Here is a 17,441-nt window from a genome sequence, read left to right as displayed (position 1 = left end):
TTATCACGGATGACTTTGTTAATATCCCAGATTCTGCATCAACAAATTTAGGAAACATTGCCACTTGGTTGTTCCGTATTAAATTTAATAGTATTGCAGAGGCACTACCTCATATTATCAGTAAATGGATAGACGGAGAGGCTAATGGCTATTATATTTATATGAACGCTACTCACGGCTTAATATATACCACTGTGAGCGGTGGTACCCATTTTCAAACCTATGGTAATGCTCTGCCTGTGCTTGGGACCTGGTATCAGTATATAGTAGTTAAAAACGGGACAGCGGTAACAATGTATAGAAATGGAGCATTGCTTCCAAATGCAACTACAGCAAGTCATCCCACAATAGCAACGAATGCAGTAAGTACTATGTTTGGGAAATACGCTACTGCTTTTCTTAATGGTTGTTTAAGCGAAGTTCTTATTTGGAAAAGAGGATTATTAACCAGAGAATCAGCAACCCTATCCGCAGACCCTTGGAGTCTGTATAGACCAACACAAAGACGAGTGTATGGGAAATATATTTTATTCCCTCCTGCGCCACCAGCATTGTCCTCACCGCTGAACGATGTAATAAATGTCGTTGTTAATCCTACCCTATATTGGAATGCCTCTGCTGGAGCAACATCTTACAGATTGCAAGTCTCACGCAATTCAGGTTTTACGGATTTGTTTCTTGACCAAAGCGGTGTTACTGACCTATTTTATGCGGTAAGTGGATTATTGAACAACACCATTTATTGGTGGCGGGTAAATGCGAGCAATCTTGCGGGGGCAGGTGGCTGGTCAACAGAATGGCATTTTACCACAATCGCATTACCGCCTCCACCAATAGAGGCATCATTCCCAAAGATTTTGTATAATTCCATTCTTATCGGTGCTGTATTATCGGCTACTGATACAGCCACAGATTTTGATGTCCAAAACATCAAAGATTACCGTCCTTATACTTGGTGGCAGGCTGCCTCAATAGGCACAAAATATATCACCATAGATTGTGGTGTGGCAAAGTCAGCGGATTGTCTTGGTATCGTTGGTCACAATTTGAGTTCTACGAATGATACCGTTTCTCTGGAATCCTCAACCGATGGAATAACCTACACAGAAAGAATTACAGGATTTGTGCCTACAAGCGATAAGGCGATTATGAAAAAGTTTACATCTGCATCTGCCAGATATTGGAGAATCAAAATTATAGCTCCATCTGTAGCTCCTAAATTGGCAGTGGCTTTTCTCGGTGTCAGCCTGAATTTTCCTTATCCTCCAGATGTGCCATATATTCCCTACAAAGAAACGGTTGAGGCAGATGTAGCTGAAGGCAAAAAAGGACACCTTCTCGGAGCAAGCCTTAAATTCAAAAGCCTTAACATAGACGCAAATTTTTCCAACCTTGAACGAGCTTGGACCATAAACGAATTTAAGTTATTTTGGGATAATCACGGCTCAAAACTCCTGTCATTTTTCTACGGCTGGGATTTAGTCAACTATCCTGACTGGGCATTTTATGTCAACTGTGAGGATATGGATTTTGGATTGCCAATGAGCGTATTGTTGTATATAGATAGCATTAGTCTCAGGATGAAGGGGGTGTCAGAATTTTGATGAATACCACCACGCTACACACAGCCACACACCAGCTTAAAATAAGCCTATTCTACAATCAATTCTTTTTTGCGACCCATACCAATTACACCTGTTCAAAAAAACAAATCAATCCTACCACGCCACACACAGAACCACACAACGGGAGATAAAAGATGTCATACAATAGCGAATTAGCAAGCATTTCAAGAACGCCTGTAAGCCTTCTGGTTCTGTCGCTTGATTATTGTGGTAGGGTCTTTGGAACATCACCTTGTATAGCCACAGGTGAACCGTGCTATAACACTTGGCATACCTGCAAACTCAAGACTGCCTATCTCAAAACCACCAAAGACTACAAATTCACTTCTGCAGATGCACCCTTGCCATTCAAAGCAGGAGAAAGACCCTACATCAAAAATATTGACCTTTTGCCTACAGAAATTAAAACCAACCTGACTGTTAGCTCCAGAGTCAAAGTTACTCTTTATGACGAACCCGATAGCGATATTGGCATTGACCCCTATGTGTCCCAACGCTCATCGGTTCAGGGGACATTTTGGAAGAAACTGCTTGCAAGAGGCACAAACTATAAAGGCAGGCTTGCTAAACTTTATGAGGGCTTTTTGGGATTGCCAGAAACCGATTTTGTCCAGAAGTTCGTTGGGAAGATAGATAATATCACCCTGGATAGAACAGAGGTAAAGGTAGAGATTAAAGACCTGCTGAAATCCCTATCGGATATAGAAGTCCCTCCCAAGTTAGACATCAAACTTGTTTGCGATATGACTCCGGTATCTACCGAAGTAACTCTTAGCACTGTTACAGGGCTTGATAGCCCTACAGGTTATGTCCGGTTAAAAGATGAGATAATCTATTACACAGGTGTCAACCCTACCACAAACCAGCTCACAGGATTATCAAGAGGATATTTTGGCACCACTGCCACGGAGCAGAAAATCAATGACAAGGTGCAGAAGGTTAGATATTATGCACCGATGAACGGCTTTGACATCCTCAAGACCATACTTCAGACCGATGCGGGAATAGACACGGCATTTATAGACACCACAAATTTTGACTACTGGAGAGACTGGCCAGGAGGCGAGGTAGAATTTTCTGCTATCGTCTCTGAGCCAACCAAACTGGAGACTCTGTATTTTGAGATTGTTGACTTGCTGGATTGCAAATCGTGGGTAGGTGAAGACTTGAAGATTACCATCAGACGAAACATACCGAATGAACCGGGCAGAGTATATCATACCATCACCGATGATGCGAATATTGTTTTGGATTCTGCCAATGTTGATCTGAACGCTCCCTCAAGATTTACACGGCATTTGCTTTACTGGGATAGAAAAGCTATCGGTAAGCCCGATGAGGTCAAAGACTATAACCACCTTGATATTGTTATTGACGCAGACGCAGAAAATAGTGTAGAGTATGGAGATGTCATAGAGAAGAAGATATTTTGTCGATGGCTCAGGAGTGGATACACACAAGAGGAATTGATTATCACATATCTCAAGAACACCTTAACACGGCAATTATTTAGACAGAGGGACGCTCAACCCATCCTGACTCTGGAAGTTGAACTAAAAGATAGTGGCATAAAGACAGGGAGCTATATCAAGGTTAGCACAGATGAGCTTTCACAAATAGATGGGCTTCCGCTTGATAGGGTAGTTTTTCAGGCAGTAAAGCGACAACAGAAGGAAAATAAGGTAACGCTCAATCTCTTACAGCAATCATCCAAAAGGTGGGGTTTTATTGCACCAAATGATTGCCCTGATTATACCAATGCTACGGAAGCTCAAAAAGAATATTGCTTTATTGTTGGCAATGATGACAAAATGAGCGATGGTTCAGAAGGATATTATATTTATTGAAAAATGGGATACTCAGCTTTTACAGACAATCAGATTCAAGGTGATAAGGCTGTCCGTCAGGAACTCTGGCAGAAGGTTAAGGACAATGATGAATATCTATATTATGCTATTGCCGCAATGCAGGCAGGAGGAACAAAAATGATGGTGGTGTTAAACCCATTTTTAGAGAACGATTTAAATGTTGACCAGATACCCGATAGTTGGACGAGGTATCTCTATCCTGGGGGCACAGGACAATATGCGACCATCAGCGATTCCAAAATATATTGCTTTGCCCATCCTGGGGGGGCTGGCAATGGCGGAGGTTATTTAACTTCCGATTATATAGAGATGTCCAGTTTTTGGGGAGTGTTAAAAAATCTTGGCTTCGTCTTGTGGTCTACGGTGGCAGGCATAAAGAATCAGGTTATTGTGGAATTTTACAGCAATAACAAGGTCTATATTTCCAGCAATACGATTTACGATTCAGTAGCCAACCCCACGGCACGGCAATCATTCATTGCGACTATTGGCACAATTCCTGATTATGCCCGATATATCAAAATAAAACTGGTGGGCGGGGAATCCTCGGTTGATGTCGCAGGAACTACATATTTTACAGGTATTAGCGTCAATCCATCCACAGAAATGACAACAGAAATGATTGTGTCTGCGACAATAGCAGAAGGGTATACAGCGAATACAGTGTGGATAGATGTAAATAGTGTAGTAATTCCGCTTCCTATTTTTGGATTAGTAAATATAGGGTTTGAAGCAGAAATTAGAACAACAGATGTTTCCGCTACGGCTTCACAGAGATTCAGAATTGGAAGTGTTTATTCAAATGAAAATTCTACCGTAAGCGTTTCTTATATGTCTAATTATTACAAGATAGAAAATATATATATAGCCTCTTCTTCAATCACATTGATTCAGCAACTAATGAGAGCTGCTGGGAGTGCTTTTAATGTATATGGCAAAAAATCCATTCCCAAAACCAACATAAAGTATATTATATGAAAACCTTAATCCTATTTGACACACAAATTCACGCTTGGCTTACTGGAGAATCCTTTGAGTCAGCAGAGGCACACATCAGAAACGGCTATCCTCATCTGCTGGAAGGCTGGCAGGCAGGAACACTGAAAGCCGATGTGATAGATATTACAGAAGAGGATGCCTTCAAAAGCGAGTTATACAAAGTGAAGGATGGGATAATCTGCCTTAAAACCCCTTAAATTCCCACCCTTAATTTTCCAGCGAAATGGAAACCACCAAAATAGAAACCGAGTATTTCTGCCCTATCTGTAAGACGCTGAAGATTGTGCCAAAAACAAATGAGACACAGAAATGCCCCAGTTGCAAGAGTGAGATGGTATGTGCTGAGGAGAAAGATGGAACTTGAAGAGATAAGTAAGCATACTATAGAATTGACAGTAGCGGTAGAGAACTTAGAAAAACTTATGTCTAAAATGGACGCTAAGTTTGATTTATATTTGTCGTTACAATCTGCTCAGCAGGAAAAGGTTCTTGAGCAGAAATATAAAATTGAGCAGATTCTAAAAGACTTGAATGGGGAAAATGGAGCATTTTACAAAATACGAATTTTAGAAAAAACACAGGTAGATTTCAACACTTGGAAAACCAAGATAATAGCATACTACACTATTGCCTCAGCCATAATAGCCACAGCAATAAGCCTCTTGATAAAACGCTATGGCTAAACTTACACAAAAACTTAATGATATAAAAGATATAGCCATAGAATTGGAGGGAATAATTCCTGCGGACATTAGATACTCTAATTTATGGAGAAAAATTTTGGCTATTTCAGGCATTATATCATCGGCTCTTTATGAGGATAGTGTGCTGATAAAAGAAATAGAAAGATTAAAAAATGAATGTATGCCAAGTGCCAGAGATGTGGAGAGATAGTTATCACAGGGATAAAACTCTGTGTATCTTGCCAAGTAAAAATGATGGCAAAGGGTGAGAAGATAGAGGCAAAGATTGAATATATCCCCGCCCGATTTAACTGGTGGCGGAAAATAAAGGAGGAATGAAATGATACCTATAGTTGGAGCATTGTTAAAAAGCGGATTGGGTCTGGTTGCCAAAGCTGTATTAGCTAAGGGCAAGGACTTTGTTGCCCTTAAAACAGGGGTAAATTTAGACGAGGAGACATTATCAGACGAAAGCATACTAAAGCTAAGAGAGTTTGAAGCAACACACGCAGAAGAGCTTCTAAAGCTACAAATTGAGGATACCAAGTCGGCAAGAGAAAAGGAAGTGGCTCTTGCAACAAGTGCAGAGACTCCATTGCTGAATAAGCTGATAGCACCGATATTAGCTCTGGGAACAATCGTCCTTGCCTTTGGGTTGTTTTATGCTATGATGTTTTTGAATATGGGTGCGAATAATGAGAAGATTGCCTTGTATCTACTCGGCGTTCTCTCCTCAATCACAATTCAGATTTATGGCTATTACTTTGGAAGCTCTTCAGGAAGTGCTGAAAAAAACAAGACGATAACAGGCTTTTTAGGAGGTGTAAAATGATAGACAAAAAGATGAGCTACCATTTTTTACTTTCGGAAATGACGAGAACGGAGAATAGGAAATTCCTTGAAGCGAATAGAGTAGTTCCAGAAGACCTCTATCAAAATGGAGTTGCTCTCTGCAATAAACTTCTTGAACCCATCCGAATACATTTTGGGCGACCCCTTATCGTTCATTCGGCATATAGAGGCATTGCTCTCAACAAGGCTATTGGAGGCTCTAAAACCAGCCAGCATTGCAAGTTTGAAGCCTGCGATTTTCATATAGTAGGCGTGCCATTAAAGGAAATTTTTGACTGGATACGAAAAGACTCTGGACTTAGATTTTCGCAAGTTATTATGGAAATGGGGTCTTGGATTCATATAGCACTGCCCACATTAAAGGTCAATATGCAAGTCTTGAATTGGAACGGAAAACAATATACAAAAATACCACATCAAGCCAATGTGTAAATACTGCGGTAATAAAACAGAAGACGGCAAAGACTTCTGCTCCGATTGGTGTAAAGAGCAATATCAAAAATTCTGCCTTGTCTAAAAATTACTTGACAGATTGAAAAGTCAAAACCTATAATAAACTAATGAGATGCCTAAAAGGTTTACGTTTAAGCGTGTTCAACCTTGTTGTTTTGGCTGAAGACAGAACAATTAAAAACAGTTGCTTACCATCGGAAGGGTTGGAAGAGTTAAAATTGGGGCAATGTCTCGGAGCTTGACAACCCCGACCTGATAATTGTTGTTTTCATCAGAGGTGTTTCTTAAAATGAATTCTTCTTCAGTATATTTTAGGAAGCACCCCTGATTAAAATAATATAAATCAGGGGATAGAAGCTCCCTCTGTCCTTTTTACTCTTGCTCCTCACCTGCCTGATTGTCCTGCCTTAAAATATATCTTGCTAAAATCCTCCTGCGTGTGTATAATGTGTGTATGAAAAGATTTAATTACCACCTAACAGACGAACAAGCCAACTGGCTCTCTGCTCATTCTAAAGGCACAGGGCTATCTAAAGCAGAGTTGATTAGAAGGGCGATAGATGAATATCGGTGGCTTTTAATAGAAAAGGCACAGATTTCAAAGGTGGCAAAATGCAGTTAAAATACATAGGCTTAGAACCGTGGATAGTAACTGATGATGACACAACCATTATTATCAAACCCGATACTGTGGTAGAGGTCAGCGGGTCAAAGGCAAAGTATCTCCTTGAGGACTATCCTGAAAGCTGGGAGAAGGTGGAATAATGCCTTGTTTTATGTGTTCAAAATGCTTTGTAATTGAAAATACTGCCACCAGTAATTACTGGAATCTGAAGGAAGGTGAGCCTCAATTATGCTCTGCTTGCGATCCAGCGATTGGCGTATGGCACGGTAGATTTGAAAAGAAATCGGCTATAGGATGCTTATTAGGTTCAGATGGGTTTTTGTATTCTAAAGAAGAAGAGGACAAGGGAGACCTTAACTGGAGAAAGGAGAATCAAGGGCTTACTTTAACTTCCATAAAGGCGGAAAAATGAGTGTTCAGGAAACAATAACTATCTATAAAGAAATGGGGATAGGAAGCAAGGAAGAAAGAAACCAATTTCTGCAATTATACCCTGAAACTCAAAACAATAAGTTCATATTTATCGTTGATGTTCCCAATACAACACCTATCAAGAGGGTGGAAAAATGAAGGTAAAAGATGAGCAAATGGGCAATAATTAATAATAAATGGCACACGTGGCTATGGAGAACCATAGAAGTGAGATGGAGGCTTTGGATGTGGCGAAGGGCTACTGGTGAGAAGAAGCATACAGAATGGCTTAAACTTATTAGAGCCAGATTAAACCAAAACAGATGGAAAATATAGAGAAGGTGGAAAAATGGGTAATCCAGATTTAGCAATAATAATCAATGGTGATAAAGCCATATTAGTTTTGGGGAAAGACTATCACGGAAAGTGGTATAATATGGCGATTGAAATAGCGATGGGACGCTATCAAAAGTATGTTGACGAGCTTAAAAAGATTGCTGATTTTCCTGAACAGATTGATGATTGCATCAGGAAAATAGAAGTTTTTGAGGTAACCCAATGCAATAATGGGGGAGTGAGTCATAGATGAGACAGCTATGCGAGATAGCCGAAAGTAGTAAGATAAACTCTATGAGGATAGGTGTTGAAATTAGGGTAGTTCCTAAAGCTGGTGGAAGTCCAGCCTCCCCCGCTGTAATTTAATCTATTTAAGGAAAAAAATGAGCAATTTCACTTGTTTTCTTTGCAAAAAAGACATAATAGACAGCCCCAAGGGATACATCACAGGCTGTCCTCATTACCCTCTGAAGTCAAAGGGCATAGATAATTTTCTTGGTGGCTTTGATAAAAAGAAGCCTCACGATGTGCCAGATGTTATCTTTGACTTGCTTGGGATTAAAAAGCAACGGAGGTAAAAAATGACAAAAGTAACTGACTTAGAAAAGTTTGCCTTAGAACATATTTTTAGACCATACCAAAATATGCTTGATTTTGGCGAAAAAAGATTAGACAAGCTACCAATGAAAATTGACGAAGTGCCAAGTTTCATAGAAGCCCATCCTGAATGGTGGGGTATGGTAAAAGATAGAATTTCAAGATGCAAATTCTATTTTCCTAATTATATTCAGCACAAATTATTAAGTTTTTTACGGAAATAAAAAATGCTGGTTTTAGGCAGGATAACTCAGTTGGTTAGAGAGCATAAATTGGGATAGGTAGTGATGCGAATGCGTGGGTTCAAGTCCCACTCCTGCCATAAGAAGATAGGTGAATTATGCTAACAACAGAAGACTTAAAAGACTGGAAGGCAGGGATTGACGAAATCGGAGAGTCAAGACAGATTCAATACGATGCTTTGTTTGAAAAAGGGGCGTTGGATAAAATGATATATTCTTATAAAGGCAATCCTAAATATAATTCTTTTTTAATTTGGGTATATGAAAAGGTCATCAAAAGTGAATGAAGAAAAATATAAAAGGGTGTTGTTTTAAGGAGGAGGAGAAATGAAGGTATTTGTAATGGTTAAATGCGTGTGTTGTGGGCATAAAAGAAAAATCTATGCCAATGAAATTCCCAAAGGTGAGCAACCAATGTGTAGTGAGTGTGGTATGCCTATGGTTGCTGAAATGGTAAGTGGAGAAAAATAATCGGAGCATCAAGGGGTGTTGTTTTAAGGAGGTGAATAATGAAAGCAAAATGTTTGATTATAGTGTAATGCCAATTAAAAAACAAGATACATACGATTGGATTTTGAATATACATTATGCAAAAAGATTGCCAACTATATGTTTTGCTTTTGGGTTATTTAAGGACAAAAAAATAAAAGGTATTAGCACATTTGGAAAACCTGCAAGCAATTCTTTATGTATTGGCATTTTAGGTAAAGAATATTCATCAAAAGTTTATGAACTAAATAGACTTGTAGTAGAAGAAGGATTAGAAAAAAATGTTTTATCTTATTTTGTATCACAATCTTTGAAATTATTAAAAAGACTTAAAAAACCGTTATGCCTTGTTAGTTATGCCGATTCTGGTTTGGGTCATCACGGTTATATTTATCAGGCTACTAACTGGATTTACACAGGTTGCACAAAAGAAAGAACTGATATTCAAGTGCCAGAAGGAAAACATAGTAGACATTATGATAAAAATATAGACTATTCCCTAAATAGAAAAATACGAACTGCTAAATTTAGATATGTATATTTTATCGGAATGAAGCCACAAATAAAAGAAATGAAAAAAGAGTTAAAATATCCTATTATACCTTATCCAAAAGGAGATAATAAGCGATATGAGATAAATAAAAAAGCTATTATTCAGGAAGTTTTGTGGTGAAAATAACTGCTTGACATAATTTAAGGTTATTCGCTATACTTTACAAATGGACAACACGATAAACAATAAAACCTCAATAGGGAGATTGGTATGCCCGCCCAAAAGCGTGTTGTCCAAGCCAGTCTCCCTGTTGGGGTTTTTGTGTTTTGAGGAGGAAAAAGGTGGCAAAAGACCCTGCATTTCTTTTTTACAGTTCTGATTTTTTAACAGGCACTATGTTTATGACAGATGAACAAGTAGGTATTTATATCCGCTTGCTTTGTGCTCAACATCAACACGGTGGATTGATAAATAAAATAGCTTTTAATAGCATAATTAAAGACCATCTTTTAATTCGTGATAAATTCATAGAAACAGAAGATGGTTTTTTTAATCAAAGGCTATTAAATGAGATGATTAAAAGAAAAAATAAATCAGAGAGTTTTTCTAAAAATGCCATAATTAGATGGGAAAAAGAAAAAGCAATGCAAATGCAATGCAAATGCAATGCAAATGCATTTGATTTGCATATGCCGATTGAAGATGAAGATGTAAATAAAGATGTAATTGATATTGATATTAAAGAGATAGAAGAAAGAGAGATGCAAGAGAGAAAGAAGGAAGAGAAAATTGAAATCTTGCCTCCAAAAAGAAAAACCAATTCTGATACCAATTTTATAGATTGGTGGTGTGAAGAGTATCAAAATAGATTTACTATAAAATATGTGGTAATGGGTGGCAAAGAAGGAAGCCTTGTTAAAAAATTATTGGAGTATTTCTCTTTAGAGGAATTAAAGGAACTTGCCACTTATTTTTTTAATTCAACAAAAGAATGGTATATAAATAATGGTTATAAGATTGGGATTTTTTATTCTGAGATACAAACATTAAGTCTTACCAAAGGACAAACCTTGAATTTGTCCAAAACAACACTTGCCAATATGGCTACTTGGCAAAGTATATGTAAAAAAAATGGGTGGAATCCAAATGACTAAAAAAGAATTTGTTAAAAAGATGTTGTTTTTAGGGGAAATATTGAGTGATAAACCTTCAGAAATTAAGATAGAAGGCTACTGGGAGATGTATCAAGATTGCTCTGATAAACTACTCTTGAAAGCCTTTTGGAATGCAAGAAAATGTAGGTTTTTCCCAAAGCCCGTAGAATTTGATGAGCTTATGTTTTTGGATGATGATGAAATTATATCCCGTCCACAGTTAGAAGATATATCAACGAAAGAATGGCACAGCCAATATATGAAGAATACACGAGAGATGAGACAACAGAAACTTTTAAAACAATCCCCAGACGCAAATAGTCTGGTGGTAGAGGAGGAAGTAAAATGAAACGAAATTGCATAATTCGTATTGAGTTTCAATATCCTGATGAAAAAATAACTATGTTATTTGGGAACTCATACAAAAATTGGGACGAGCAAGTAAAAGAATATATTTGGGATAACAGAAAAACATTAACAGGGGTTAATTTTGTTACTGTGTCAAATAATGAATGGATAGGATGGGGAGGGCTTAAGTGGTGCTCTTCTGAAAATTTTCAACAAGAATTAAATAGGGAGGATTGTCAGGACAACGAACCAGACAATCCTAACCCAAGACGATATTCAGATATGAGATTTGATGTAAATGAAAAAATAGAGAAGGAAATAATGCGAATATTTAATGAAATCCCCAGACGCAAATAGTCTGGAGGTAGAGGTAAAAGATGATAGAAGAATTTGAAAATCTTTTTACAAGTTGTGAAATTTACTTAGATTTACAAACTATCCAGGATGCTTTTATAGAGACCCAAAATACTGATAAGTCAATTTGTGGACATTGTGATTTTTGGTTGAAGTCTTCTCAATGTCCCAAAGAACATAATATTACTGGAAGAAATGTAGGCCCCTCTGCAAACAGTTTTCCTTGCAGTAAATACATCCCTGTAGAATGGATAAAAAACCTAAAATTAGAACGCATAGAGAATGTTAATAAAAAAATACAAGCATTAAAAATAAAACATCCAAACTTAGAAAACTTTTTGACAAAAAAGTATAATTTAGAGGAGGAGTTAAGATGAAAGCAATTAAAGTCCCCGAAAATTTAAAACCGTGTCCTGTTTGCGGGAATAGACCTTTATTATGTTCGCCTTTAGAAGGCATATCAGGATATGTAATCAGGTGTAAGGAATGGGATTGTTTTCTTATGGAAGGGGAAAATTTAGATGAATTAGTATTAAAATGGAATGGGAGGGGTTTAGAGGAGGTAAGAGATGACAATAAGTGAAGCAGTGAGAAGTGAGGAACATTATCTGAGAGTATCTAATAATGATAGATGGCTCATAGGCACAGGGCGTGATAAGGGATGGATAGTCTATGAACATAAACCCTATCAAAAAGACTCCATCAGGTTGATTGAGACAATAGATGAAGAGGAAGCCGTGGCGGTTCTTTTGGGAGAGGAGGAGAAATGAAATACACAGCTTGGGGAATGGCAATATCGCAAGATATAGAAGCATGCTATTACTACATCAACGATTGCGGGGCAGAAGAAGAGGACACAGAAGAGCAAGAAGAAGAAGAGGCTCTTCCAGAAGCAGAATTAGGCTCACAGGTAAGCGAAAAGGATTGGTTCTTGAATGATATTGGATATATGACTCTCTGTGGTAGCAAAAACGGTGATAATGCAAAATAAGAGCAAATTTAACTTTTTAGATAAGGAGGTAAATATGAAAACGGGAATTTACGAATTGATTCTGGATTCAGCAAATGCTGAAAGAGCAAGAATATTGGAGATACTATCAGACCTGCAAGCAGAGATAACTGACCCAAATACTAAATACACCACCAGAATAATAAAAAGTCAGCTTGTAGACGAGATTATAGAGAGGATTCAGGAGGTAGAAAAATGAAAGAATGGACAGAAGGTAGGGTTTTGGAATTTGAGGAATTACAAACGCTCATAAGAACAATTACGATGATAAATTATAGCAGTAATTTTATGGAGAAAATAAAGCAGTGCATTGAGATTGCGATAAAACTACAAAAGGGAGATATTACAATTTTAAGAGAGAGCTTTATGGATTTTCTCAAGGCTAAGATTATTGAGGAAAGGGAAAATAAAATAAATACTTGACAAGATGTAGCATTTTGTTTTATAATGAATAATAATGAAAGATTTAATTGATATAAACACTTTGAAGGTATATTTGAAGGTGAGCAGGCAAACAATTTCAAGGATGCTCCAAGAAGAAATTATCCCCTCTTATAGGGTAAGAGGACAATGGCGATTTGATATGGCAGAAATAGATAAATGGCTGGAGGAATCAAAGGGAACAAAAAATGGAATCTAAATTCCCCAAAAAACGGAAGTTGGACAAGACCGAGACAAAGGCTCTCACTTGTCCTTATGCAAAAACTAAGGATTGCAAGAAGTGCCAAGAGTATTGCAGGTTTGCGGGTGTAGAGTTTGGGATTAGGAAGACGGAGGAAAAAGATGGAGGATAAAAATATAATTACATTAACAACTTACAAGGGGTTTGAGATTTATTACAATTTTGACAATGCCCAGCTTACTGCCGTTGATGAAAAAACACAGGAAGAATTTGAAGGCAAATATCTATTTGAAATCCAACGACAAATAGACAAACCACAATGGGAATTATGCAATAAGAAAGGATATGCCATTGATGGTATTTTCTCAGATGAAATCTATAAATTAGAAGCAACTCGGTATAACAGCAAGTCTGGACGGTATGATTGGATTAAAAAAGAGAGTAGTGGTTCGGGGTATGAAGTGGGCAAAAGATTGGAACGGTCAGAAAGAAAAGTCTATGAAGATAGCCAAAATAATCATTCCGTTTTTCTGGAAGCCAAAAGTAAGCAACAAGAAATAAATAGAAAAAAAAGAGAGTTGCAAGATATTATTGGGAGACTGTCAACTCAAGAAAAGAAAAAGGAAGAAGATGAAAACTAAAGCACACGAATATACCCCACATAATCATTACAATTGTATAGATGCTTATAAAAATCCTGAACATCCAGAGGATTGGGATGTTTGTCCTAATTGTGGGTTACGCCCTAAAATATGGATTTTTGATAATGGATGTTTAACTGCTTGTGGATGTTGGTATAGTGTATATAGATACTTTAGTATTCGTGCAGAAAGTATTATGTCCTTTGTAAAAAGACACAACGGGAGCACATTGGGTTATGACAAAGATAAATTAAGAAAAAATTGGAATCGCTGGTGTAGAACTCTATTGTTTTGGAAGAGGATAAGTTACTATATCAACGGGATATTGTCAAAAGATTGGTTAATTTAGAAAAGAAGGAGGAAAAAGATGTTAGCTGAGATTTTACATCGTATTGCTGGGATGGAAAGGAAAGAACAGAAGTATAGGATTAGACCCTCTATGGCTTCTCCAGAGATTTTAGAATTAGACCATAAAGGTCGTTGCAAAAGACAAATGGTTTATGGTGCATTAGACTTTCCATCAACCAATATGTCAGATAGATTTATAATGACAATGGACGATTCATCTTGGCATGAAGAACTTACTGCCGATTGGGTGCGAAAAACCACTTTTTCTTTAAGAGATTCACAAATGGAAATTGACTGCGGATATTTTGGTAAAGGCAAGATTGATGGAATATTGACCGATATGTTAGGAAAAGACTATCTCTATGAACATAAAGCACTCAACCATTTTTCATTTAACAAATTTGACAGCGATAAAGAATTGCCCATAGATTATATTGTCCAGTGTTGCGTCTATCTGAACCAAGAATTAGCAACCTATGATATAAACCAAGCCCTTCTGCTGGTTAAAAATAAGAACACAGCTCAATATCTGGAGTTTCTGATTGAGTATGACAAGGAAAAGGATATAGTCATAATCCTTTATCGGCAGGACAGCATAGACCAGAAAAAGATTGATTTGAATATTGAAATTGCCGATATTCTCAAGAGAACAAGAGAGAAATTTGAGTTTGTGGAGACCTGTAAAAATGAAAAGAGGCTGCCCAAAAGAGACTATGATATTTCAGATTGGCAATGTAGTTATTGTAATTTCAAAGGAGCTTGCTGGCAGGATTATGAACAGGAGTTTAAGGAGCTAAAAGGCGATATAGAGCTTTCAAATGACATTGAAGAACGCTTGGCATATTATCTGGAGCTGGGGTTACACCTTAAAAACCAAAAGAAAGAGCAGGATGAGATTAAAGACCAGATTAAAGCTATTATGCAGGAGAAGGACGCAAAAATGGCAACGACTGAGCGATATGCGATTGTAAGGTCGTTGATAAAAAGCAAGCGGATAGACCAAGACCTCATTCCTCCAGAATTATTGGCGGGATTTCAGACAGAAAGTTTAAGCGAAAGATTATCAATTAGGCTAAGAAAGGAGGTAAAGTAAAATGGAACTAAAAGCTGAATTGTTGAAGAAGGAATGGGAATAAATCATTATTGGGGTGTTCTTGTAACTGATGATGATAATAATCAATATAGATTTCAGTACCATAAAGAATTGGCAGAGGAAATTATTCGAAGAATAGAATATTTTGAGTTAAGAAAGGAGGTAAAGTAATATGGTAATTAAATCAGTAGCATTAGAATTTCCAAATAGGGAAGATGGAGAAATAACCTATTATGCAGTAGGTATAATTCCTTGTGGCAGGTCTCTTCCAGTTACAAGGATAGAAAAGGGATTTTTTTATGGTGGAGTAAAAACACTACCTCACCATTTTCAACATTACTGTCAAATATTTGATGTAAATGGTTTAGTAGCTGAAATGTATCAATTGGGTCATATTCAGTATTTTGAAGAAGAGGAGGTAAAGTAATGGAAAGAAATCAAATCACAAGGATTAAGGGGCTTTCAGAAAGGAGAAGGCTGCCGAGATTAGGGAAGGTAAGGCTTGGGTTAAGAGTAAAGACTACTACGGGAAAAGAATATCCCAGAGAGACTTCTTGGTTTGTTTGCCCTCCTGAAGTGCAAAAAATTTATGGAGACCAGCCGACAGAGTTAGATATTATGTTTCCGATAGAAGATGAATGCTCTTGTTTCCCACAAGCCTTGAAATGGTATGGGAATACTGTCTTAAAATGCAAGGGAGATGGCGAAATGGCTTTAAGGCGATGGGAAGATTGCACACCAGAACAGCAGGCAGAATTAGGCAACGGTAGAGAACCCAATGAATTAGTGGAAGTTTCTTGTCCTTGCGAAAAGTTAGATGAACGCAAATGTTCACAGTCTGGGAATTTGATGGTCTTGCTTCCCAAAATTAGTATTGGAGGCGTATATCAAATTGATACTGGAAGTGGCTCAAATATTATTTCCATAAATTCCTATATTGACTATCTCCGAGCTATTACTGGTGGAAGAATAGCCTTAATCCCTCTCAAGCTAAGAAGGGTAGAGCAGAAAATGTCCTATATTGATGAGAAAGGAGAAAACCGTTCATCTATTCATTATCTTTTACAATTAGAGCTTAAAATAACCCTTGAAGAGCTTGACAGGTCAAGAAGAGACCGTATAGCAATTCCTACCGTGCATTATCAGTTGCCTTCCCCTGTTGAAGATGGTAGAGACATCCCAGAAGTGATTGTTGATGAAGAGGATATAGAAAAACAGCCTGAAACTACCCCTATTTTGAATGACCCCCCCAAAACCAACATAAACGCTCCAGAAGTCCCTCCTGAACCTATAGGCAAAGAAGCAGGCGGGCAAGGCAAGGGAGATAAGGGCAAGACAACAACTGAGATTGACACCCCGAAAGAAAAACAAAACAAAGCCATAAGGGCGAGTATTCACGCAAACCATAAGAGTGTGGGGGTAACAGATGAAGAATATTTTGTGTATCTTCAAAAAATGCACAAGGTTGATAGTTCTTTGGAGATTACAGACCCGGAGATACTTAGAGAGATTATGATGTATTTCAATCCTAAGACATTCAATATGGAAATGTTCAAGGGGACGGTATCAAGTGCAGATTTGCCAAAAGAGTTAAAACCACAAGAAGACCCAGACCGAGAGGAGAAGTTGGCACATATTGAGACATTGGCAGAGGAATTGAAGAGCAAGGAAGGCGTGATTATGATGTATGTAGCTTCTGTTTTCCATAGAAAAGAAGAAACTTTGCAGGACAGGATAGAGAACCTTCCAGATGAGAATCTGGATGAGATGGTAAGCTATCTTGAGGGACTGAAGGAAAGGAAGTAAGATAAGGATGAGGAGTTATTTTAAGGAGGTATGAGATGAAAAGATTGAAAGGATTAGCGACAAAAATTGAAACTCTAAAGGAAGGCGTAAAGCTCTCTGTGCTTTTTCCAAAAACAATGAAGGCAGAGGTTATCGGGCTTGACGAGAAAGAAGTTGAGGTCTATATCAGCGTAGAACCAATAGAAGCACCAGTAGAGGAAGGGCTTGCTGAGGCAAAGGGATATTTTGATAAGGCTGTGGCTATAATGGAAAGGCTCACTGAGAAATATTCACAGGAAGAGATGAAGGAAGGCATAGAAACGCAAACTACAATTTTAGATGAGAAGACACCACATTCAGATAGGTAAAAATAGAATTATATCTTAATCGGCTGAGCCGCCCTCTTATGAGGTA

The 17,441-nt window shown here is 37.7% G+C and carries 33 protein-coding genes and 1 pseudogene; all 34 read left to right on the top strand.

Annotation, left to right across the window (positions count from 1 at the left end; genetic code table 11):
• Nucleotides 1–1,604 (top strand): LamG-like jellyroll fold domain-containing protein (locus tag WC623_RS24425; RefSeq protein ID WP_372856132.1); only part of this gene is annotated, 1,604 nt, incomplete at its 5' end.
• Between the two features lie 506 nt (nt 1,605–2,110).
• Nucleotides 2,111–3,472 (top strand): hypothetical protein, encoded by a 1,362-nt coding sequence (locus WC623_RS24420; RefSeq protein WP_372856130.1) that lies wholly within the window; start codon nt 2,111–2,113, stop codon nt 3,470–3,472.
• A 3-nt stretch (nt 3,473–3,475) separates the two neighbouring features.
• The gene (locus tag WC623_RS24415) at nt 3,476–4,471 is read left to right on the top strand and encodes a hypothetical protein (RefSeq protein ID WP_372856128.1); all 996 of its coding nucleotides are present in this window, start codon (nt 3,476–3,478) and stop codon (nt 4,469–4,471) included.
• A complete protein-coding gene (locus WC623_RS24410; protein ID WP_372856126.1) occupies nt 4,468–4,689 on the top strand; it encodes a hypothetical protein in 222 nt (73 codons plus the stop codon). Before WC623_RS24415 ends, WC623_RS24410 begins: the two co-directional genes overlap by 4 nt.
• Before the next feature lie 99 nt (nt 4,690–4,788).
• The gene (locus tag WC623_RS24405) at nt 4,789–5,175 is read left to right on the top strand and encodes a hypothetical protein (protein ID WP_372856124.1); all 387 of its coding nucleotides are present in this window, start codon (nt 4,789–4,791) and stop codon (nt 5,173–5,175) included.
• A complete protein-coding gene (locus WC623_RS24400) occupies nt 5,168–5,386 on the top strand; it encodes a hypothetical protein (protein ID WP_372856122.1) in 219 nt (72 codons plus the stop codon). The genes WC623_RS24405 and WC623_RS24400 overlap by 8 nt, the downstream gene beginning before the upstream one ends.
• A 129-nt stretch (nt 5,387–5,515) precedes the next feature.
• Nucleotides 5,516–6,007: a hypothetical protein gene (locus WC623_RS24395; protein ID WP_372856120.1), complete on the top strand. Its 492-nt coding sequence runs from the start codon at nt 5,516–5,518 to the stop codon at nt 6,005–6,007.
• Nucleotides 6,004–6,459 carry a D-Ala-D-Ala carboxypeptidase family metallohydrolase gene (locus tag WC623_RS24390; protein ID WP_372856118.1) on the top strand — a complete coding sequence of 152 codons (456 nt, stop codon included), beginning with the start codon at nt 6,004–6,006 and terminating at the stop codon, nt 6,457–6,459. Before WC623_RS24395 ends, WC623_RS24390 begins: the two co-directional genes overlap by 4 nt.
• Nucleotides 6,452–6,544, top strand: a complete 93-nt coding sequence (locus tag WC623_RS24385; RefSeq protein WP_372856116.1) for a DUF2116 family Zn-ribbon domain-containing protein — start codon at nt 6,452–6,454, stop codon at nt 6,542–6,544. The genes WC623_RS24390 and WC623_RS24385 overlap by 8 nt, the downstream gene beginning before the upstream one ends.
• A gap of 390 nt (nt 6,545–6,934) precedes the next feature.
• Entirely contained in the window at nt 6,935–7,102 is a 168-nt protein-coding gene (locus WC623_RS24380; RefSeq protein WP_372856114.1) for a ribbon-helix-helix domain-containing protein, read from the top strand.
• Nucleotides 7,093–7,245: a hypothetical protein gene (locus WC623_RS24375; protein WP_372856112.1), complete on the top strand. Its 153-nt coding sequence runs from the start codon at nt 7,093–7,095 to the stop codon at nt 7,243–7,245. Before WC623_RS24380 ends, WC623_RS24375 begins: the two co-directional genes overlap by 10 nt.
• An 11-nt stretch (nt 7,246–7,256) precedes the next feature.
• Nucleotides 7,257–7,517: a hypothetical protein gene (locus WC623_RS24370; protein WP_372856110.1), complete on the top strand. Its 261-nt coding sequence runs from the start codon at nt 7,257–7,259 to the stop codon at nt 7,515–7,517.
• Nucleotides 7,514–7,675: a hypothetical protein gene (locus tag WC623_RS24365; RefSeq protein WP_372856108.1), complete on the top strand. Its 162-nt coding sequence runs from the start codon at nt 7,514–7,516 to the stop codon at nt 7,673–7,675. The genes WC623_RS24370 and WC623_RS24365 overlap by 4 nt, the downstream gene beginning before the upstream one ends.
• 190 nt (nt 7,676–7,865) lie before the next feature.
• Nucleotides 7,866–8,105: a hypothetical protein gene (locus WC623_RS24360; protein ID WP_372856106.1), complete on the top strand. Its 240-nt coding sequence runs from the start codon at nt 7,866–7,868 to the stop codon at nt 8,103–8,105.
• Between the two features lie 328 nt (nt 8,106–8,433).
• Nucleotides 8,434–8,673 (top strand): hypothetical protein, encoded by a 240-nt coding sequence (locus WC623_RS24355; RefSeq protein ID WP_372856104.1) that lies wholly within the window; start codon nt 8,434–8,436, stop codon nt 8,671–8,673.
• A gap of 15 nt (nt 8,674–8,688) precedes the next feature.
• A pseudogene (locus tag WC623_RS24350) lies at nt 8,689–8,771 on the top strand.
• Between the two features lie 18 nt (nt 8,772–8,789).
• Nucleotides 8,790–8,978 carry a hypothetical protein gene (locus WC623_RS24345; RefSeq protein ID WP_372856102.1) on the top strand — a complete coding sequence of 63 codons (189 nt, stop codon included), beginning with the start codon at nt 8,790–8,792 and terminating at the stop codon, nt 8,976–8,978.
• Nucleotides 8,979–9,211: 233 nt separating this feature from the next.
• Complete coding sequence (locus WC623_RS24340; RefSeq protein WP_372856100.1) at nt 9,212–9,853, top strand: hypothetical protein; 642 nt, start codon at nt 9,212–9,214, stop codon at nt 9,851–9,853.
• Nucleotides 9,854–10,074: 221 nt separating this feature from the next.
• On the top strand, nt 10,075–10,827 hold the full coding sequence (locus WC623_RS24335) for a hypothetical protein (protein ID WP_372856098.1): 753 nt from the start codon (nt 10,075–10,077) through the stop codon (nt 10,825–10,827).
• Entirely contained in the window at nt 10,820–11,176 is a 357-nt protein-coding gene (locus WC623_RS24330; protein ID WP_372856096.1) for a hypothetical protein, read from the top strand. The genes WC623_RS24335 and WC623_RS24330 overlap by 8 nt, the downstream gene beginning before the upstream one ends.
• The gene (locus WC623_RS24325; RefSeq protein ID WP_372856094.1) at nt 11,173–11,532 is read left to right on the top strand and encodes a hypothetical protein; all 360 of its coding nucleotides are present in this window, start codon (nt 11,173–11,175) and stop codon (nt 11,530–11,532) included. Before WC623_RS24330 ends, WC623_RS24325 begins: the two co-directional genes overlap by 4 nt.
• 20 nt (nt 11,533–11,552) lie before the next feature.
• Nucleotides 11,553–11,906 carry a hypothetical protein gene (locus WC623_RS24320; protein WP_372856092.1) on the top strand — a complete coding sequence of 118 codons (354 nt, stop codon included), beginning with the start codon at nt 11,553–11,555 and terminating at the stop codon, nt 11,904–11,906.
• A complete protein-coding gene (locus tag WC623_RS24315; RefSeq protein WP_372856090.1) occupies nt 11,903–12,112 on the top strand; it encodes a Lar family restriction alleviation protein in 210 nt (69 codons plus the stop codon). The genes WC623_RS24320 and WC623_RS24315 overlap by 4 nt, the downstream gene beginning before the upstream one ends.
• Nucleotides 12,099–12,299 carry a hypothetical protein gene (locus WC623_RS24310; protein WP_372856088.1) on the top strand — a complete coding sequence of 67 codons (201 nt, stop codon included), beginning with the start codon at nt 12,099–12,101 and terminating at the stop codon, nt 12,297–12,299. The genes WC623_RS24315 and WC623_RS24310 overlap by 14 nt, the downstream gene beginning before the upstream one ends.
• Entirely contained in the window at nt 12,296–12,520 is a 225-nt protein-coding gene (locus WC623_RS24305; protein WP_372856086.1) for a hypothetical protein, read from the top strand. Before WC623_RS24310 ends, WC623_RS24305 begins: the two co-directional genes overlap by 4 nt.
• Nucleotides 12,510–12,737 carry a hypothetical protein gene (locus WC623_RS24300; protein WP_372856084.1) on the top strand — a complete coding sequence of 76 codons (228 nt, stop codon included), beginning with the start codon at nt 12,510–12,512 and terminating at the stop codon, nt 12,735–12,737. The genes WC623_RS24305 and WC623_RS24300 overlap by 11 nt, the downstream gene beginning before the upstream one ends.
• A complete protein-coding gene (locus WC623_RS24295; protein ID WP_372856082.1) occupies nt 12,734–12,961 on the top strand; it encodes a hypothetical protein in 228 nt (75 codons plus the stop codon). The genes WC623_RS24300 and WC623_RS24295 overlap by 4 nt, the downstream gene beginning before the upstream one ends.
• 34 nt (nt 12,962–12,995) lie before the next feature.
• Nucleotides 12,996–13,178, top strand: a complete 183-nt coding sequence (locus WC623_RS24290; protein ID WP_372856080.1) for a helix-turn-helix domain-containing protein — start codon at nt 12,996–12,998, stop codon at nt 13,176–13,178.
• Between the two features lie 143 nt (nt 13,179–13,321).
• A complete protein-coding gene (locus WC623_RS24285; protein WP_372856078.1) occupies nt 13,322–13,801 on the top strand; it encodes a hypothetical protein in 480 nt (159 codons plus the stop codon).
• Entirely contained in the window at nt 13,791–14,150 is a 360-nt protein-coding gene (locus WC623_RS24280) for a hypothetical protein (protein WP_372856076.1), read from the top strand. The genes WC623_RS24285 and WC623_RS24280 overlap by 11 nt, the downstream gene beginning before the upstream one ends.
• An 18-nt stretch (nt 14,151–14,168) precedes the next feature.
• The gene (locus tag WC623_RS24275) at nt 14,169–15,242 is read left to right on the top strand and encodes a hypothetical protein (protein ID WP_372856074.1); all 1,074 of its coding nucleotides are present in this window, start codon (nt 14,169–14,171) and stop codon (nt 15,240–15,242) included.
• 172 nt (nt 15,243–15,414) lie between these two features.
• Nucleotides 15,415–15,669 carry a hypothetical protein gene (locus WC623_RS24270; RefSeq protein WP_372856072.1) on the top strand — a complete coding sequence of 85 codons (255 nt, stop codon included), beginning with the start codon at nt 15,415–15,417 and terminating at the stop codon, nt 15,667–15,669.
• Entirely contained in the window at nt 15,669–17,048 is a 1,380-nt protein-coding gene (locus tag WC623_RS24265; protein WP_372856070.1) for a hypothetical protein, read from the top strand. The genes WC623_RS24270 and WC623_RS24265 overlap by 1 nt, the downstream gene beginning before the upstream one ends.
• Nucleotides 17,049–17,083: 35 nt before the next feature.
• A complete protein-coding gene (locus WC623_RS24260) occupies nt 17,084–17,395 on the top strand; it encodes a hypothetical protein (RefSeq protein ID WP_372856068.1) in 312 nt (103 codons plus the stop codon).
• Nucleotides 17,396–17,441 lie beyond the last annotated feature (46 nt).

It is taken from the genome of Pedobacter sp. (assembly GCF_041645105.1).
GTDB lineage: Bacteria > Bacteroidota > Bacteroidia > Sphingobacteriales > Sphingobacteriaceae > Pedobacter.
Note: the sequence above shows the minus strand (reverse complement) of the source record. Positions and strands in the feature narration are given on the sequence as shown.

What these genes read in the sequence shown, in the direction of transcription:
- WC623_RS24415 (WP_372856128.1), top strand. Translation starts at nt 3,476, where the DNA reads ATGGGATACTCAGCTTTTACAGACAATCAGATTCAAGGTGATAAGGCT.
- WC623_RS24320 (WP_372856092.1), top strand. Translation starts at nt 11,553, where the DNA reads ATGATAGAAGAATTTGAAAATCTTTTTACAAGTTGTGAAATTTACTTA.
- WC623_RS24380 (WP_372856114.1), top strand. Translation starts at nt 6,935, where the DNA reads ATGAAAAGATTTAATTACCACCTAACAGACGAACAAGCCAACTGGCTC.
- WC623_RS24300 (WP_372856084.1), top strand. Translation starts at nt 12,510, where the DNA reads ATGCAAAATAAGAGCAAATTTAACTTTTTAGATAAGGAGGTAAATATG.
- WC623_RS24370 (WP_372856110.1), top strand. Translation starts at nt 7,257, where the DNA reads ATGTGTTCAAAATGCTTTGTAATTGAAAATACTGCCACCAGTAATTAC.
- WC623_RS24385 (WP_372856116.1), top strand. Translation starts at nt 6,452, where the DNA reads ATGTGTAAATACTGCGGTAATAAAACAGAAGACGGCAAAGACTTCTGC.
- WC623_RS24365 (WP_372856108.1), top strand. Translation starts at nt 7,514, where the DNA reads ATGAGTGTTCAGGAAACAATAACTATCTATAAAGAAATGGGGATAGGA.
- WC623_RS24345 (WP_372856102.1), top strand. Translation starts at nt 8,790, where the DNA reads ATGCTAACAACAGAAGACTTAAAAGACTGGAAGGCAGGGATTGACGAA.
- WC623_RS24285 (WP_372856078.1), top strand. Translation starts at nt 13,322, where the DNA reads ATGGAGGATAAAAATATAATTACATTAACAACTTACAAGGGGTTTGAG.
- WC623_RS24325 (WP_372856094.1), top strand. Translation starts at nt 11,173, where the DNA reads ATGAAACGAAATTGCATAATTCGTATTGAGTTTCAATATCCTGATGAA.
- WC623_RS24335 (WP_372856098.1), top strand. Translation starts at nt 10,075, where the DNA reads ATGACAGATGAACAAGTAGGTATTTATATCCGCTTGCTTTGTGCTCAA.
- WC623_RS24295 (WP_372856082.1), top strand. Translation starts at nt 12,734, where the DNA reads ATGAAAGAATGGACAGAAGGTAGGGTTTTGGAATTTGAGGAATTACAA.
- WC623_RS24290 (WP_372856080.1), top strand. Translation starts at nt 12,996, where the DNA reads ATGAAAGATTTAATTGATATAAACACTTTGAAGGTATATTTGAAGGTG.
- WC623_RS24410 (WP_372856126.1), top strand. Translation starts at nt 4,468, where the DNA reads ATGAAAACCTTAATCCTATTTGACACACAAATTCACGCTTGGCTTACT.
- WC623_RS24395 (WP_372856120.1), top strand. Translation starts at nt 5,516, where the DNA reads ATGATACCTATAGTTGGAGCATTGTTAAAAAGCGGATTGGGTCTGGTT.
- WC623_RS24310 (WP_372856088.1), top strand. Translation starts at nt 12,099, where the DNA reads ATGACAATAAGTGAAGCAGTGAGAAGTGAGGAACATTATCTGAGAGTA.
- WC623_RS24355 (WP_372856104.1), top strand. Translation starts at nt 8,434, where the DNA reads ATGACAAAAGTAACTGACTTAGAAAAGTTTGCCTTAGAACATATTTTT.
- WC623_RS24260 (WP_372856068.1), top strand. Translation starts at nt 17,084, where the DNA reads ATGAAAAGATTGAAAGGATTAGCGACAAAAATTGAAACTCTAAAGGAA.
- WC623_RS24315 (WP_372856090.1), top strand. Translation starts at nt 11,903, where the DNA reads ATGAAAGCAATTAAAGTCCCCGAAAATTTAAAACCGTGTCCTGTTTGC.
- WC623_RS24360 (WP_372856106.1), top strand. Translation starts at nt 7,866, where the DNA reads ATGGGTAATCCAGATTTAGCAATAATAATCAATGGTGATAAAGCCATA.
- WC623_RS24400 (WP_372856122.1), top strand. Translation starts at nt 5,168, where the DNA reads ATGGCTAAACTTACACAAAAACTTAATGATATAAAAGATATAGCCATA.
- WC623_RS24275 (WP_372856074.1), top strand. Translation starts at nt 14,169, where the DNA reads ATGTTAGCTGAGATTTTACATCGTATTGCTGGGATGGAAAGGAAAGAA.
- WC623_RS24405 (WP_372856124.1), top strand. Translation starts at nt 4,789, where the DNA reads ATGAGACACAGAAATGCCCCAGTTGCAAGAGTGAGATGGTATGTGCTG.
- WC623_RS24340 (WP_372856100.1), top strand. Translation starts at nt 9,212, where the DNA reads ATGTTTGATTATAGTGTAATGCCAATTAAAAAACAAGATACATACGAT.
- WC623_RS24375 (WP_372856112.1), top strand. Translation starts at nt 7,093, where the DNA reads ATGCAGTTAAAATACATAGGCTTAGAACCGTGGATAGTAACTGATGAT.
- WC623_RS24330 (WP_372856096.1), top strand. Translation starts at nt 10,820, where the DNA reads ATGACTAAAAAAGAATTTGTTAAAAAGATGTTGTTTTTAGGGGAAATA.
- WC623_RS24390 (WP_372856118.1), top strand. Translation starts at nt 6,004, where the DNA reads ATGATAGACAAAAAGATGAGCTACCATTTTTTACTTTCGGAAATGACG.
- WC623_RS24305 (WP_372856086.1), top strand. Translation starts at nt 12,296, where the DNA reads ATGAAATACACAGCTTGGGGAATGGCAATATCGCAAGATATAGAAGCA.
- WC623_RS24265 (WP_372856070.1), top strand. Translation starts at nt 15,669, where the DNA reads ATGGAAAGAAATCAAATCACAAGGATTAAGGGGCTTTCAGAAAGGAGA.
- WC623_RS24270 (WP_372856072.1), top strand. Translation starts at nt 15,415, where the DNA reads ATGGTAATTAAATCAGTAGCATTAGAATTTCCAAATAGGGAAGATGGA.
- WC623_RS24280 (WP_372856076.1), top strand. Translation starts at nt 13,791, where the DNA reads ATGAAAACTAAAGCACACGAATATACCCCACATAATCATTACAATTGT.